The following is a 14638-nucleotide window of genomic DNA, read 5'->3' as shown; positions in this document are numbered from 1 at the left end:
ACCTAAGATGGCATACCTAAACAGTGAGAAAAAGGAACAAATGAAAATAGCAATAGTGTGTTACCCTACCTTTGGAGGTAGCGGCGTGGTGGCCACCGAATTGGGCATTGCATTAGCCAATAGAGGTCACGAAATTCATTTTATAACCTATAAACAGCCCGTGAGACTGGGGCTTCTAAGTGCGAATATCCATTTCCATGAGGTGCATGTGCCGGAATATCCTTTATTTCATTACCAACCCTATGAGTTGGCGTTGTCCAGCAAACTGGTAGATACGATAAAGCTCTACGGTATTGAAGTGCTGCATGTACATTACGCTATACCGCATGCGTATGCCGGCTATATGGCAAAAAAGATATTAGAGGAAGAAGGAATTCTTATCCCCATGATTACCACCTTGCACGGTACAGATATTACCTTGGTAGGAAAGCATCCGGTATACAAACCGGCAGTAACGTTTAGCATCAATAAATCGGATGTAGTCACCGCGGTTTCCGAAGATCTTCGAAAAAGTACGATGGAAATATTTGATATTACGAAACCTATAGAAGTAATACCCAACTTTATAGACACTACCAAGTACAGCACGCATTTCACCGATTGTCAGCGCTCTCTAATGGCCGAAGATCACGAACGCATTGTAACCCATATCAGCAACTTTAGAAAAGTAAAACGCATTCCGGATATTATTCACGTTTTCAATAAGATACAACAGCGCATACCGGCAAAATTAATTATGGTAGGAGAAGGGCCTGAAAAGCAGGATGCCGAAAATTTATGCGAACAATTGGGTATTGCCAAAAAAGTAATCTTTTTAGGAAATAGCAATGAAATAGATCGTATTTTGTGTTTTTCCGATTTGTTTTTGTTACCCTCAAAATCAGAAAGTTTTGGTTTGGCAGCTTTGGAAGCTATGGTGAATGAAGTTCCTGTAATATCGAGCAATACAGGAGGTATTCCGGAAGTGAATATGCACGGTGTTTCCGGATACCTAAGCAATGTAGGTGATATCGACGACATGGCCGAAAATGCCCTGCGCATTCTTAGTGATGATGCCATATTGGAAAAATTCAAGAAAAATGCCGCCAAAACAGCTCAGAAATTTGATATTTCAAAAGTCTTGCCTTTGTATGAGGCCGTGTATACCAAGGCGTATAACCAACGATTTAACAATGCGACACCCCAACTTTAAAATCCTTTTTTTATCCTTGTTGCTAGGCGTAATTTCCTGTAAAAGTCAAAAGCAAACCAGCCAAGATATACAAAATCCCGAAGGATTGCACCTTCTTTTAAGCGATTTCTACATCGGAGATTATCCAGAAAAAATACTTATTTTTAGGAACGCAGGCGCCCTTAAAAAATTCTTTTCGAAAATTAATCAAACCCGAAAACCTGGCTTAGCGGTACCCGAGGTAGATTTTGAACGAAATATGGTATTGGTTTATTTTGGATTGATGAGTGCCGCCGGAGAAACCACAGAAATGATACCCCTTGCTGAAACCGAGAATCACCTTGTTTTTGGCGAACAGCCGTATCGGGAGAAAAGCAACAATACAACTGCGGCTTCTGGTGGATTTTTTAGGGTGTACACACATCCCATTACCGAAAAAAGCATTGTTTTTAGGGAACACCCCTGAGTATGTTCCGAAATACGGCAAGACCATGAGTTTTAGCGAACCTCATTTATATTATAGCCCATGGTTTAAACCTTGCGCTATTGAGAAGATCAGTCCACATACATATCGATAAAGTACCGCTATTATCGGTATGCCTATTTCCCAATACCAGCTATCGAATATTCCTACACTTCAAGGAATTTTGTTTTTGCCTTAGTGCTTTCGTACTAATTTTGATTCTGATCAGCCCCAAATCTGTATTCATGATGAAAAAGTACACCCTTTTACTGCTTATTATTTTAGTGGGATTTTTCCCAAACTACAATCAAGCACAAGAATTGACCTTAACAGCCAAAGACAGCATCGTTACCAGTTATTGGTTCTTTGGGCTAGGTATTAATATCGTAGACGATTCTGCCACTCCTTTTGGACGCGATTTCTTGAATATAGATGATACCTGGAACATGGTGCCGTACCCCTCGTCGGTAAGTGTAGGAAGAGCCTTTAAAAATGGGCTCCGCGCCACCGTTATCGGGTCTTATACAGAATACCGGGTAGGGAAAAAGATCGATGGGCGCATAAATGAGACCGAAAGGGATTACGTTGCCATTGACGGGATGCTTAGCTATGATCTCAATAAAATTATCGGAGAAACTGGTTGGTTCGATCCTTTTATTCAGATAGGTGCCGGGTACACATCTATAGGATCTATTGGAAGAACAACAGCGAATGCCGGTTTTGGATTCAATACATGGTTCAATGATCGCTGGGGACTCAATTTTCATACAATGGGGAAATGGGGCTTGGGCGAAGATCAAAAATCTACCAAACAATTGCAACATACCGCAGGCGTGGTATACCGTTTCGGCGTGGAGAAAGAAATTTCTAAAAAGGGACTGGAAAAGTTAGCTTTGCTTGAAGAAAATCAAAGGGTTCAAGATTCTATTGATGCAGCGCACAAGGCCGAGGAAGAAGCCCGACTTTTAGCAGAGCGTTTGGCACACGAAAAGGAAAAGGCACGCCTGGCGGCTTTGGAAAAGGAAAAAGCCGATGCCGAAAGACGAAAGGAACAGCTCCAGAACGAGATCCGAAATTTAGGCAATGTGTATTTCGATTTCAATTCCTCGTATCTCAACAAACCGTATAAGGAACTATTGGATAAATTAACCGTACTTATGGAAAATAATCCGGCACTGCATATTAAAGTTACCTCGCATACCGATTCCAGAGGTCCGGAAACCTATAATATGTGGTTGTCAGAGCGTAGGGTTAATAGAACAGTGGATTATTTATTGGCCAAAGGCCTACCCGAAAATCGCATAAGTAAAGAAGCGTTCGGCGAAACCCAACTCCTTAATGAATGTGACGATCATACCCGTTGCACGGAACAAAAGCATGCCGTAAACCGAAGGTCCGAGTTTGAGATTATTGGGTTTTAGGATTTTATTGAGATTGGAGATAAAAAAGTAGATTTACAAAATAGAAATTCAAAAGGCGGAGGTTCTAGCCTCCGTTTTTTTTAAGTCTCATCTTAGACCAAGTTTTATGTTATTTAATTCATTTCAATTTGCACTGTTTTTACCCACAATCTGGTTTATGTATTGGATTTTATTGAAAGGTAGGTTACAGGCGCAGAATATTTTACTTCTCCTTGCCAGCTATTTCTTTTATGCGCTATGGGACTGGCGATTTTTGAGCCTAATTCTGGCCAGTACTGTGGTAGATTATTTTGTGGGCATCAAAATACATAATAGTCGCAATAAAAAAAATATTCAGATAATATGGCTATGGGTCAGCGTATTATTCAACCTAAGTTTACTTGGTTTTTTTAAATATTTTAATTTTTTTACTGAATCTTTATTAGATTTCTTTCAACTTTTTGGTTATACAGCCACTAGTTCATGGACACTTCATATTATTTTACCTGTTGGGATTTCTTTTTATACATTTCAAACTATGTCTTATTCTTTAGACATCTATTACGATCGTATTAAACCTACCAGAGATTTTCTGTCTTTTGCAACATTTGTTTCTTTTTTCCCCCAACTCGTTGCCGGCCCTATAGAAAGAGCCTCTAATCTATTGTCTCAACTAACAAAAGACAAAAGGTTCGATTACAATCAAAATACGGAAGGGTTAAAATTAATACTTTGGGGTTTGTTTAAAAAGGTGGTAATTGCGGATAGTTTAGCCCCAATTGTGGATGATATTTTTGTCAATCAGGAAATATATTCTTCGTCCACCTTAATTATGGGTGTCATTTTTTTTAGTTTTCAAGTATATGGTGATTTTAGTGGTTATTCGGATATTGCTATAGGTACGGCCAAGCTTTTTGGTATAGAATTAATGTCTAATTTTAAATTTCCAAATTTTTCAAGAAACGTCGCGGAATATTGGCAGCGCTGGCATGTGTCCTTATCTACATGGTTTAGGCACTATTTATATGTGCCTTTGGGAGGTTCAAGAGTTTCTAAAATTCTTTCGGTTAGAAATATCTGTATCATATTTTTAGTAAGCGGTTTTTGGCATGGAGCCAATTGGACCTTTATATTTTGGGGAGGCATTCATGCTTTAGCTTATATTCCTGTTTTTTTAATGGGAAGAAATACAATGTATAAAAACAGTGTAATTGGTCAAAATTCTATATTTCCTTCCGTGATCGAAATAATACAAGTGTTAACAACATTTGCTCTAGTAACATTTTCACGTATTTTTTTTCGTTCCGATTCGCTTGGGGATTCATTTTCGTTCATAAACAGAATTTTCACGGAAAGGCATTTTGAAAATTATGTACATCCCTATGGTAAAGATATGACCCAATATTTTATTCTTATTTTAGTCTTTGTCATCTACGAATATATCATTCGAAAAGATGAGAGAAATCCGTTTAATTTTAAAAATAGAGCAGTACGAGCTACACTTTACCTTGTAATCATTGGTGCTCTATTTGTTTTTTATGATGTCAATGTTAAACAATCTTTTATTTATTTTCAGTTCTAATGAAGAAGTTTATTTTAAAAGGAATGTTATATTTTTTTATAGGACTAGTGGTAGCCGAAATTGTATCACGACTCTTCTTTGTCACATCAGATATCCCTAGACGTCAAATTGGTGAAGATGGCATACAAAAATACATTCCTTCCCAAACAGGTTATTGGAAGGGAGGCAAACATCAATGGCAAATTAATAAAAAAGGATGGCCAGGGCCATTACCCGGCAAATGGGATCCTTTGGTTACGGTGATAGGAGATTCTTTTATAGAAAACCTAATGAACCCGGATAGTTGCCATCAAGGCAGTTTATTAAAGGATCAATTGCCAAATATGAACTTTTTTGAAACCGCACGGTCGGGCGTTTCTTTTATAGGGGCTATGGAAATTAGCGAACAGAACCAATATCTTAATCCTAAATTTCAAATTTTGTATGTAAGCGATAATGATTTTGAGGAAAGTATCTCTGATATAAAAGCGAAATCGGATATTACCCAATGGAACGTAGCGGATGGCAAATTAATTCCCGGAAAAATGAAATCTCCTAAACTGAAGTTAATTCTATACAATTGGAAATTTGCATATTACCTGTACAACAGATTTCCAATTAAACTGAACTTCAGGAATATATTTGTAAAGAAATCCGAACAAACCACCACCTCACAAACATCAAATTCGTTTGAATTGTACCACGAGCTTCTGAAGTATGTTAAGGAAAATTATAGGACGGATAACCTTATACTTGTCTTTAGGCCGGAAACCAGCTCTGAATTGGTAGAACTGGTATCCGATCATGGTATTAAGAACTTACTTTTGAAAAAAAACAGTACCAAAAGCTGGTCATTTGCCGATGATCATCATTGGACGTGTTATGGGCATGAACAAGCGGCCAAACAAGTTGCGGCATCTACAGAGCTTTCGAATTATTAGGAAATAAAATGTTCCTTGACACATAGTCTCGATAACTTTTGGACAGGTGAAACGCTTACAAGGTTTTGCATTCAATTTTGTAAGCCCATACCATTTGGCAAAACAAACATGGTTTTCGACCTGTACCGTTGTGTAGGGAGTATTCAGGTGCCTTCCCCCTCCTTATGGTTCGTTATGCTATTGTTTTTTTGGATTCAAAATGCTGGTTTTCGATAAAATCCTCGTTGTAAGGTAGAGTGTCCCGCTTTTGCGGGATGTATTAAGACCGGGTTTGTTCGGCAGTGTCCCTGAGCCGTTCTCGATACTGTTTTTTATTTTTCTCCGCTGCGCTTTGGAAAATGAAAACTAACTCGAACTGACGTATTTTGGATTCAAAAACCCATTCTCGATGTACTTTTCTCCCTCCCGATCGGGATAACGATTTTTGAATCCATCATAAAAATAAACCCCGGGTTTCCAATAAACCTGTTGGTTAGGAAATGTTTATGGTTGTTTTCCCAAATGTATTTTCTGGGACGTGGATTTGCCTTTGATAAGGTAAACACTGTCTTTAACCAGCTCAAATACCTCCACATCATTTACATGTTCGGCATGCGTGAAGAGAAAATCGTATACCGGTTTGCGCAGAAAGGCAAAGGGTTGGACGTAGAGGTTTACTTTATGGGCATCGGTCATAAGGGGCATTTTCGACAATGGTTCAACATGGTAGGTTATTTTTGGGGGATCACATCTGTTTTGTCCTTTTTTGGGGCCTAAAACAAGGGATTTGAACTTGCTGTAATGGGTATTGACGTTCTTCGATTTAAGATATTCCTTCACCCTTATTTTCAAAAACTCCAAATAGGCATAGCATTTCAGGAAAGCGGAATCGCAGGGATAAACGATATGGTGCTCAAAATGGGCCACAGCGTTGCTCCATCGGCGTTTATAATCCATGCCGCCCACCCCCATTTCAAAGATTTTAAATCCGTTCACCAAGCACCATTCCAGTTGTTTGTAAATGAGTATATGTCCCATTCCGAATTTTGCATAGTCGATGTCATAGGCCGAAATGGCACCAAAAAGGATTTTATCGAAATGATGGTTCAAGGAGATGACTACAGGGGCATCCTTATTGTAGATCACAAAAAGTGAGGCTTTTTTTTCCAAAATCCGGGAGTGGGTTGTTTCGCACAGGTGGCTCCATCGTATAAGTTCTTTGTGGTTTTCTTCCCTTTGCAGGAACCTTCGTTCCAACATGTCTTTCATGGAATCCATTAGGGCGAGATAGGTTTCAGGTTCGATCTCACCGCAATACATGGTATATTTGATATCGAAGCAGGTTTCCAATCGGTTTACGGACTTCCTGATATTTGTGGCTTTAGGGCCAAACCTGCTTTTTACGTAGGCATCCACATGTAAAACCGAATCCAAAATAATGGTGTAGCTCCAATTGAATTGCGTGATTTTTTTTGCCCGGAATTTATCGTTAAGGGCCAAGGTGAAGTAACCGGGGACCAATCGCAAGGAGTAAATACCATGTTCGTCCACTATATGTGCGGGGAATAAAGGATTGTCCACAAATTCGTTGGCATAAGAAATGCCCGAATAGATTTGGGGAACCAGGTTTTCCTCAAAAATTTTCGAGAACAATTCCATTTCTTCTTTCTGCACAAATTTCATATTTCGGCGTATAGGTCTTTTTGGTTAAGTGGTGAACGTAATGGTTTGGCTGTTTTCCTTCCCTTTCATCCAATAGGTTTTATAAGGTTCCAGTTCAAATACCGCAACATTTGAAATGTGTTCGGTATGGGAATACAGGAAATCATAAATGGGTTTACGTAGAAAGGTGTAACCAGCATCGTTGGGATCAAGTTGAACCAAGTCCTGATGTTTTTCCGTTTTTGCAAACGGAACTATTTTATAATCAGAAAATGTGGTTTCGGTATTCGCTAGGGTTTTGCGCTTTTTTTTTCCCCCTTTAAGAACGATCTTAATAGCTTTGTAAAGTGCATCAATGTTTTTTGATTTTAAATAGGCCTTACAATGGTAAAGCATTTTTATATAGTAAACTTTAACCTTATTTAAAGCGTCATTTCCGAATACAAGGTGACGTTCAAAATCATACGTATGGTTGGCCCATTTCAATTTGTATTCCAGATCTCCAAAACCCATATCAAAAATCCCATAACCATTTTTTAGGCACCAATCTACCTGCTTGTATAGGTCTATGTTACCCAGTCCAAATTTGGAATAGTCGATATCATAGGACGATACGGCACTGAAAAAAAGTGGGGGCAAATGGTAGTTGAATGCAATATCAATAGGTTTCTTATCGTCAAAGATGACAAAAATTGAAGCTTTATTTGAGTTTATCAATGGGTAAAGCAATCCCTCAAATCTTGTCCATTCTTGTAAACGATCATTTTTCTCACCCAATTGTTGGAATCTTCGCTCTAACATTTTTCTCAAACTGGACATCAAAAAATCATAGTCTCTTTTTTCAATATGCCCGTGATACATTTTGTACGAAATAGAAAAACATGCTTCCAAACGGGATATCGATCGCTTAACCCCAATTCGAAATTTAGATCGGTAATGCTGGGCAAATAGCATATCCATTGTTGAATGGTCTTTCAATAGGATGGCGTATCCTTTTCCTTGGAAAAATTTTATGGATTTTAGGCCGGACTTGAGTATTGGGTCTAGATATGAGGGAACGTTGCTAACGGGAACTAGGCCATTATCCCTCATTAGTTTCTTTTTTTTCTGCTGTAAGTCGTCTATTGGTGCGTCTTTACCTTCTGTAAACAAAATCTTATTATAAAAGGGAGGTATGGAGCCACGCTCAAAAAGATCAAAATAAAAATCAAACTGCGATTTGCTCATAGGTTCAAATCTAAATGTTGGGTTTAAGTAAAATGACGTATTGTTCCTTCTGGCTTTCCAATATATAGTGTCTCTCCTTTTGAACCTCATAGAGCGAAATCTTCGAAATAGGGATGGTCTTCTGATATAAGATATCATAAACGGGTTTCCGCAGAAATTCATAGGCACTATCGTCAAGGTCTATTTTGGGTTGGCAGGACTTTATTGATTGCGACGGCAATTCCTCAATTTTATAGGTCACTTCCGCCCTATGTGCTGTAACATTCCTTGTAATTACCTCTATTAATCTCTTTACATAAAGGTGTACCTTCTTCGATTTCAGATACCCTTTCAAGCGTAGAAAGTTACTTAAGAAAATAGATTGAAGGTAGGCACCGGGATTATTTTTTGGCGTTAGGACAAACTGCTCAAAAGTGTATATAGTATTGCTCCATCTTCGTTTGTAGTCCAGATCGCCCCTTCCCATTTCAAATATTTTATAACCATTGTTCATGCACCATTCAAGTTGTTTATAGATTTCTACATGACCTAAACCAAACTTAGAATAATAGATGTCATAAGAGGAAATGGAACTGAACAGTATGTTCTTAAAATGGTAATTTATAGATATTTCTATGGGTTTGATCCCATCATAGATCACAAAAAGGGAGGCTTTTTTTGCATGGATAAAATCGAAGGTTTCCTTTCTTACCCTATCCCATTTTTTCCGACTTTCATCGCTGTCCCTGCGCTGCATAAACCTGTTGCGCAGCATCTGCTCCAAGGTATCCAGGATATGATCGTATTCCGTTTGCGATATTTCACCGTAGAACAAACGGTACGATATGGGAAAACAGGCTTCCAGACGGGTAACGTACCTTTTAATGGTCTTGGCGTTCGATTTAAACTGACTTTTCAAATAGGCCCCCACATCCGTAAAACCTGTTACGTTTACCGAATATCCTTTGACCTGCCCAAACGTTTCAAGGGTAAAACCATCCATGGGAAGTTTAAGATGGAGGTAATCGGGCACAAATTTTATGGAATGCAGTTTTTTGGGCAATAAGGTCCCGGTATCCCTTGTGGCAGAATGATATACAGGGCTTCCGTCATCTTTAAACCGTATCTCGGGGATGATCGAAGGAAGGCCATCTTCCTTTTCAAACAGTTGCTCAAAAAAATCCAAGCTTACTTTATTCATTTGTTGTTTTGAACGTTACTGACCTTTAGCACTACTTTCTTATGTTTTCCTGCCACCAAATAGGCATCTGTCCGGTCCAAAAACCGAAACACCTTTATGGTATCTGCCTTTTCGGAGGAACCGTACGCCAAACCATATACGGATTTCCTCAAAAAACGATAGGTATCGCTTTTAATGGATATGAGCTCCAGACGATCTTCCGGAACCGTTGGGGGATAGGGTTCCATCATTACCTCGGGTTCCAACGCCAATGGCCTTGTCTTTGTTTTAATTGTGTACCGATAAGTTTTAAACTTTTGGATAGGTTCATCTAGTCTCCATTTCTTGACCCACCTGAAAAAATGGTAAAAAAGGGAGACTTTTAGGGTCTTTATTTTGGCTCGGCAGCTTGTAACGAACGAATTGGAATCGTAGATGATATGCCTTTCGTAGGTGTAAATGCAATTGATCCACCTTTTTTTGTAATAATGGTAACCTTTTAAAAGATCTATGATCCCGAAATTTTGGTCAAAACACCATTCTATATGTTTCACCATATCTATGGTTCCCAGACTGAAAGCGGCGTAATCCACGTCATAGGAACTAATATTGGAGAAGACCATATCGTCATAGACTACGTTTAAGGTAATGTCAATGGCTTTGTCCCCATCGTAAATTACAAATAAAAACGCCTTTTTTTCCAAGATGAGCGGTCGCATGGTACAATGGAAACTTTCCCAGTGTTGAAGTTCGTAATTGGCTTCCTTTTTTTCTTCAAACCGCCGTTCCAACATGGTCTTGAGCCGGTCAAGCAGATCATCGTAAGTTGCTTGGGCTATTTCGCCATAATAAAAAGTATAGGAGATGTCAAAACAAGTTTCCAACCGGTTCTGGTAACGTCTTATTTTGGATCTGCTGGTTTTACCCAATTGGAATTTTAGGTAGTCCTCAAGGTTTTGGTATTGTTTTAAATCAATGGCAAATCCCTCATAAGTAGCTATTCGATTTATTTTTAAGCCATCATAGATCTCCGGAATTTCGGCATAAAGATAATTGGGCACGTCTTTTAGGACATAGGTCTTATGCCGAAATTCCATATTTTTAGGTATTTCACGATCGTAGATGACCTTTTTTGAAAGCGTATTGGTTACCTTGGTATAAAACGGGTAAAGGTCTCTTTTGTTCAAAAAGTTTTCCAGGAAAAACCGAGTTATGGTGCTTTTATTGTCCCGTAAATATGCCATATTGTGGGTTTGTTAATTGTACATGTTTGTTTTTTCCAAGATCCTATTTTCCTTGGGAAGGTTAAACACCAATTGTTGGACTTTAGTTTTTCCTACAATATAAAATAGGTCTTTTTTTTTGGGGCAGCCCCATACGTGTACTTCATTTCTGTGTTCCCGGTTGGCGTACAGAAAATCATAAATCGGTTTTCTTAAAAACGCAAGGTTGTCCGAATACAGATCTAGTTCTGTAAGCTCAGGTTCTTTTGCCTTCACATCGCCATAATCCACAAGATCGATATCGCTAATCTCAAAGCACTTTTCAATTTGGGAAACCTGTTTTTTGTGGAATACCGATCGTAGTTTATGGTAGTATGTGTTTACCTTCCATTTTTTAAGAAGACGGTAAAGGCTATAAAAGGTTTTTACCCCTATCAATTTACATGTTCCCCTTAGCACGGTTATGGGACTACCAGTCCCGTACACGAGGTATTTTTCAAAATAGTAGTAGCCATCGGTGAGCTTGGTCTTATAATCGTATTCCCCTTTGAGGAGGTCGAAAATCTCGAAACCATTGGCAAAGTACCATTCTAATTGCACCAGTAAATCCGTGAAACCCAGAGCGAATTTGCTATAATCGATGTCGTAGGCACGGATATAGCCAAAAATCGTTTTGTCGAAAATAAGATTAAGGCAAATACTTATAGGTTTTTCGCCATCGTAGATAACAAAGAGACAAGCTTCTTTTTTAAGGATTAGGGCATACGCCTTTTCCAAGTACACATTCCAGCGTTGCAGATCGTCGTTGGTGGTTTGTTTTTGTGCGAAACGTTGATCCAACATGTTGTGCAAAGCCTCAAAAATCCCATCATATTCGGTTTTGGCGATGTCCCCGTAAAACGCTTTATAGGTGATGGGGAAGGTTTGTTCCAGTCTTTTTCGGTACATCCTCAATTTCGATCTTCGGCTGTAACTAAAATTCTTTTTAAGATAATCGTCCAGATTCCTATAGTTTTTCAATGTGATCAGACTTCCTTTGTAGGTGGGTATTTTATGCATTTTCAAACCCGATAAGGCTGCTGTTTCCAGATTTAAATAGCTGGGTACATCTAAAACGGTTAAAATAGTACTGTTCAAAGGCGGTGGTTCTATCCGGGGTTTGTCATAAACGACCCTATCGCAGAGGGTATGGGTAATCTTGACATAAGGGAAGGCCACCTTTCTTTCTTCCAAAAGCAGATTCAGAAAATTCAAGGGTTTTGATATAGGAATCCTTTTATCGTACCACATACTACTCTTTAATTTTGGACTTCGGTACAATTGGACGCCTTCCAATCGTAATTTTTAAGCTTCTTTACTTGTTTTTTATAAAAAAAGGTGTCGTACTGAAACCGTTTTCCGATGATATGTTTGTCCCTTAGGTACTGTTTTAAACGCAATTTTAGTAACGTATAGTACAAGACAATGTGTGCCAGCAAGGAACTTTTGCTATAAAATAGCTGATAATGGAACGAGTACGTACGGTTGCACCATTTTAGTTTGTAATCCGTAACGCCCATGGAAAGATCAAACAGAGCCACATTAAGGCTTTTACACCATTCCAAATGCTTTACCATGCTAATATCGCCCATATTATAGCCGGAATAAGCAATGTCATAGGTCTGTATGGCACTGAATACAATGTCTCCTTTGTGAAAGTTAAGTGTAAGGGTTATGGGGTTGTCGCCATCATAGATCACAAAGAGCGACGCTTTTTTGGCCAAAATCAAAGGATAGGCCAATGCATGATAATAGTGCCATTGTACCAGGTTTTTGTTGTACATTTTCTTTTCGTGGAACCTTTTTTCCAAAAGCCGATAAAAAGCATCGAAAAGGCGGTCGTACTCTGATTTGTCAATTTCACCAAAATGAAAGGTATAGGAAATAGTCCCCGATTCCTCCAGTTTTCGCTGTTTGGCTCTCAGGTTTTTCCGGTTTCTACTGCTCAGATGGGAATCCAAATAGTCGTTTAGGTCTTTGCTATTGCTTATATCCACCAAATACCCCTTGTACTGTTCAATGCAACGATGTTGCCTGCCATGTGCGGTGGTGTCTATGGTTAATTGCAAAAACGACGGTATGTCCTTCACCAAGAAAACGTGGCCCTCATCAAATTTCGGGTCAAAGGCATTGGACGTGGCCAAATAGTTATGGGTTAGGGTATTTTGTACGGTACCGGTATAGAAATGTGCAATCTTATCTTCTTGGAACAAATCAAATACCATGGATGTAGAAGTGGGCAAAAGCAAATGTTTCAGCCGCTGCCAAATGGATTTATGTACTTTGTCCTTAACCGTTCCGTACTTCATTTTATTTGGGGAATGGGATGTTTCCAATTGTTTAACTGCTTTTTAGGATCACTTTTTTTTGGCTCCGTTTGCCTCTCAGCCAGAATTCCGTAGCGGAGCCTCTTATCCTGTACAGGTCGATGTCGTTGAACTTTTCCGAGCATAGGTAGGCAAATTCATATACCATGGGATGCCAATGCGATTGGTTTTCCCCATGGATTGCGATTTTTTCAACATTCCCATCCGAATGTTCCACGTTGCCACTGTCAAATTCAAATTGAATTGGTATGCAACCAGCATCCGTACCGGGTCTTTTCAGGAAAAAGGCGACCCTATGAAATCTTTCATTCAGTTTTTTTGTCCTCAGATAGTGTTTTAACTTAAAATACGCTTTCATTAGTACGGCAAGTACCTCAGCTATAAAATGTCCCTTGCTGAAAATTATATGGTATTCAAAATCGTACCGTTTTTTTGCCCATCGGGTCTTGTATTCGTAAAAGCCTTTGGAGAGGTCCAAGGCTTTAAAATCGTTGTCAATGCACCACGCCACCAATTCCATAAGGGCAACGGTGCCCAAATTGAACTTTTTAAAATCGATATCAAAAACAGGGATGGCATCGATCACCACGGTATCCATTATATAGAGCAGGGTTACGGCTATGGGAGTCTCCCCATTGTAGATTACGAACAGGGCGGCCTCCTTCTTTCGAAGCATCGGAAGGACCACTTCGCCATAAAAGCCCCATTCCGTAGGATTCAGATGGTTATTGGCTATCTTTTTGTCCGCAAAACGTTTGTCCAACAGCCGCTTAAAGTGGCCAAAGATAAAATCATATTCGGTTGCGGCCATTTCCCCGTAAAACATACGGTGCCTTATGTCAAAACAGGTTGCCAGTCGGCTTCTGTACCGGTTGAATTTTCCGTTTGTCCTTTTGCCGAAAGTATCCCTCATAAAATGGTTTAGGTCGGTATAGCCATTCAGTTCACATAGATATCCAGGGTATTGTGTTACCTGGTATTTGCCAAGGCCAGCCCCTTTTGTGCTGTTCTCCAAATTATAATAGGTGGGTACATCATAAACCAGAAAAACCCCTTTTTTTTCCATGGGGGACTGGCTTTCTACTAGGCTATAGCAAATACCCTTGGTAAGGGTCTTTCCCACGTTGGTATAGAGGGGCAAAAACGGGATTTTGGTAAAAAGCAAATCCTTGAAAAAAGGAAAGGACAGCGCAGGCTTACTGTAGCCTTCCCCAAAAATAGGACAGTTTAAAATTCGAATTTATTAACTTTAAATTCAAATTGTCACAATGAAAAGCAGCAAGTTTAGTGAGAGCCAGATCGTGAAGGCTCTAAAGGAAATCGAACAGGGACGTGGGGTTCCAGAAGTATCAAGGGAATTGGGAATCGACAAGAGCACCATCTATTATTGGCGCAAGAAGTATGGAGGAATGGAACAGCAACAGTTAAAACGTTTAAAGGAACTTGAAGTAGAAAACGTTAGGCTCAAGCAAATGTATGCTGATGT

Annotated in this window: 13 protein-coding genes; 6 read left to right on the top strand and 7 right to left on the bottom strand. The window is 39.2% G+C overall.

The genetic code is table 11. The features are described 5' to 3' along the window. Positions 1–40: 40 nt before the first annotated feature. The 5 genes from bshA (at position 41) to U1E44_RS14880 (ending at position 5536) form a co-directional block, all read left to right on the top strand. Positions 41–1192 (top strand): N-acetyl-alpha-D-glucosaminyl L-malate synthase BshA, encoded by a 1152-nt coding sequence (gene bshA, locus U1E44_RS14900; RefSeq protein ID WP_322931903.1) that lies wholly within the window; start codon positions 41–43, stop codon positions 1190–1192. Further along, positions 1173–1637 carry a hypothetical protein gene (locus U1E44_RS14895; RefSeq protein WP_322931902.1) on the top strand — a complete coding sequence of 155 codons (465 nt, stop codon included), beginning with the start codon at positions 1173–1175 and terminating at the stop codon, positions 1635–1637. The genes bshA and U1E44_RS14895 overlap by 20 nt, the downstream gene beginning before the upstream one ends. A 242-nt stretch (positions 1638–1879) precedes the next feature. Then, entirely contained in the window at positions 1880–3055 is a 1176-nt protein-coding gene (locus tag U1E44_RS14890; protein WP_322931901.1) for an OmpA family protein, read from the top strand. A 157-nt stretch (positions 3056–3212) separates the two neighbouring features. Continuing rightward, the gene (locus U1E44_RS14885; protein ID WP_322931900.1) at positions 3213–4616 is read left to right on the top strand and encodes an MBOAT family O-acyltransferase; all 1404 of its coding nucleotides are present in this window, start codon (positions 3213–3215) and stop codon (positions 4614–4616) included. Further along, a complete protein-coding gene (locus U1E44_RS14880) occupies positions 4616–5536 on the top strand; it encodes a hypothetical protein (RefSeq protein ID WP_322931899.1) in 921 nt (306 codons plus the stop codon). The genes U1E44_RS14885 and U1E44_RS14880 overlap by 1 nt, the downstream gene beginning before the upstream one ends. Positions 5537–6019: 483 nt before the next feature. Here U1E44_RS14880 and U1E44_RS14875 read toward each other — a convergent pair whose 3' ends face one another. From U1E44_RS14875 to U1E44_RS14845, 7 genes are read right to left on the bottom strand one after another with little or no spacing between them, the layout of a single operon-like run. After that, positions 6020–7198: a GNAT family N-acetyltransferase gene (locus U1E44_RS14875; RefSeq protein WP_322931898.1), complete on the bottom strand. Its 1179-nt coding sequence runs from the start codon at positions 7196–7198 to the stop codon at positions 6020–6022. A gap of 24 nt (positions 7199–7222) precedes the next feature. Beyond that, entirely contained in the window at positions 7223–8404 is a 1182-nt protein-coding gene (locus U1E44_RS14870; protein WP_322931897.1) for a GNAT family N-acetyltransferase, read from the bottom strand. A gap of 10 nt (positions 8405–8414) precedes the next feature. Continuing rightward, the gene (locus U1E44_RS14865) at positions 8415–9584 is read right to left on the bottom strand and encodes a GNAT family N-acetyltransferase (protein ID WP_322931896.1); all 1170 of its coding nucleotides are present in this window, start codon (positions 9582–9584) and stop codon (positions 8415–8417) included. Then, positions 9581–10807: a GNAT family N-acetyltransferase gene (locus U1E44_RS14860; protein ID WP_322931895.1), complete on the bottom strand. Its 1227-nt coding sequence runs from the start codon at positions 10805–10807 to the stop codon at positions 9581–9583. The genes U1E44_RS14865 and U1E44_RS14860 overlap by 4 nt, the downstream gene beginning before the upstream one ends. A 12-nt stretch (positions 10808–10819) precedes the next feature. Then, on the bottom strand, positions 10820–12076 hold the full coding sequence (locus tag U1E44_RS14855) for a GNAT family N-acetyltransferase (RefSeq protein ID WP_322931894.1): 1257 nt from the start codon (positions 12074–12076) through the stop codon (positions 10820–10822). An 8-nt stretch (positions 12077–12084) separates the two neighbouring features. Beyond that, positions 12085–13134: a GNAT family N-acetyltransferase gene (locus U1E44_RS14850; RefSeq protein WP_322931893.1), complete on the bottom strand. Its 1050-nt coding sequence runs from the start codon at positions 13132–13134 to the stop codon at positions 12085–12087. Between the two features lie 31 nt (positions 13135–13165). Then, the gene (locus tag U1E44_RS14845; RefSeq protein WP_322931892.1) at positions 13166–14218 is read right to left on the bottom strand and encodes a GNAT family N-acetyltransferase; all 1053 of its coding nucleotides are present in this window, start codon (positions 14216–14218) and stop codon (positions 13166–13168) included. Between the two features lie 202 nt (positions 14219–14420). Here U1E44_RS14845 and U1E44_RS14840 point away from each other — a divergent pair. Beyond that, positions 14421–14638 (top strand): transposase (locus U1E44_RS14840; protein WP_322931891.1); only part of this gene is annotated, 218 nt, incomplete at its 3' end.

This window comes from Aurantibrevibacter litoralis, from assembly GCF_034651555.1.
GTDB lineage: Bacteria > Bacteroidota > Bacteroidia > Flavobacteriales > Flavobacteriaceae > Aurantibrevibacter > Aurantibrevibacter litoralis.
This window is presented reverse-complemented; position numbering and strand designations above follow the sequence as displayed.